This is a genomic window from Nocardioides sp. NPDC058538 (genome assembly GCF_042719275.1).
Classification (GTDB): domain Bacteria; phylum Actinomycetota; class Actinomycetes; order Propionibacteriales; family Nocardioidaceae; genus Nocardioides.
The window spans coordinates 1-1,684 of sequence record NZ_JBHXNY010000079.1; the positions used below are offsets into that span (position 1 = coordinate 1).

General features: G+C 67.4%; 1 protein-coding gene. It reads right to left on the minus strand.

The window, feature by feature from the left end; genetic code table 11:
• Positions 1 to 157: 157 nt before the first annotated feature.
• Positions 158 to 1,564, minus strand: coding sequence for an IS1380 family transposase (locus tag ACFWQC_RS28300; RefSeq protein WP_378686171.1), 1,407 nt, complete (start codon positions 1,562 to 1,564; stop codon positions 158 to 160).
• Positions 1,565 to 1,684 lie beyond the last annotated feature (120 nt).

The window sequence follows — 1,684 nt, forward strand, 5'->3', positions numbered from 1 at the left end:
CCTCGGTCTTTCATCGAGGTGATGACGCCGTGGATCTGGCCGCGTGATTCTCGATGGGGTGGGCGGTCTCGACTTCAGGGGTGCATGAGCGGCCGGCTGGCGCTGCCGGGCTGCGGTTCTCCGGGTTCCTTGGTGTCTCGGGGTGGACGGTTCGTGGTCAGGCTGGTTGTGGGATCGCGGCGATGCGGGCGAAGACCTTGACGACGTCGGCGACCCAGGGCCAGGTCGCGGGGATCCGCAGATGTCGTCGTCTGCTGGAGCGAGTCAGGCGGGCGGGCACGTGCAGCAGCCGGTAACGCAACGCCTTCGGTTCCGCGGACGCCAGGCCGGTCTGGTTGAGCCCGATCAGTCGCAGCCAGGCGATCAGGTCCGCGGCGATCTGGACCGCCAGGAGCCAGGCGGCGTTGATCGCGAACTCCCGCGACGGGAACCGTCCCAGACCGGTGTCCTTGGCATGCCGGATCCGGTCCTCGACCCGGGCGTGAGCCCGGTGTCGGGCTTCGAGGAACGCCAGTTGGCCGCGGTCGGTGTTGGTGACGAAGGCTTGGTAGCGCCAGCCGTCGGCTTCCTCAAACAGCGACAACTGGGCACCCGGGTGGGGACGCTCACGACGCACGATGACCCGCATCCCCGCCGGCCACTTCGCGAGGAGATCGGGATCGAGCAGGCCGGTGATCTCGGTGACGTCGCCACCGGCACGAACCTCGCCGTCGGCGTCGATGGCCGGGACCCAGGCCTTCTTCGGGACCAGGTTGATCGCGGTGCGGATGTGCTCGGTGATCGCGAACCCGACGCTGTACTCCACCCGGCGGCCACGGACCTGGTTCTGGTCCTGGAGCCAGGCGACCAGTTCGTGAGAGGCACCCGCACCGTCACACCGGATCAGCAGGTGCTTGCGATGGGTCCCGGGGACCTGCGCGATCGCCTCGGCAAGCACGGCGACATGGTCGGCTGCGGTGTTCGACCCTGCCTTCCCGGTGCGCAACATGCCAGCGAGGAACTCGGTGGTGTTGTCGCACCAGACCCCGAGCGGGTGGTAGCCGAAGGTCTTCTTGAACGTGGGCGCTGCCTGCTCTTTCTCACTGTGAGCGACCACGATCGTGGCGTCGACATCGAGGACTACCACACCCGCATCGAGCTGCTTGCCAGCGACCCGCGATCGAGGCAGACCACCCGGCAGACCAGCCCAGACCCGACGCCTGGTCCGAGCACGAGCGGTCGCGATCTTCTTCATCCGGCCCGGGCTCACCTCATCGAGCATCCTCCACACCGTCGCCGGCGAAGCCACCGCGCCGAGGACACCCTGAGGACCACCCTGGTGCCGCAGCACGTCGATGTCCGAGATCGCCTCGCCACCATCAGCGATCATCACCGCGACATCCCGCAACACGCCCCCGCGGTCATGCCGTGGCGTCTTCGAGCGCCGCGTCAGCGCACGGGACAGGTCCTCGGTGAGGCCGACCTTGTCGGCCAGGAGGCGTACCGCGGCACTGCCCGCGTGGGCTGCCACGCCCGAGCCATCGCCGGTCACCACCAGACCGGTCGACCATCTTCTATGCTTCACCTACCGAGTGCCTTCCGATCAAGAGTTCTTGAACTGTCGCAAGTCCAAGTTTCTCCTGCTCAGAAGGCACTTCGGTGCTTCTACACGCCGCTCAAGCCACCGCGCTGTGAATCGTCGAGG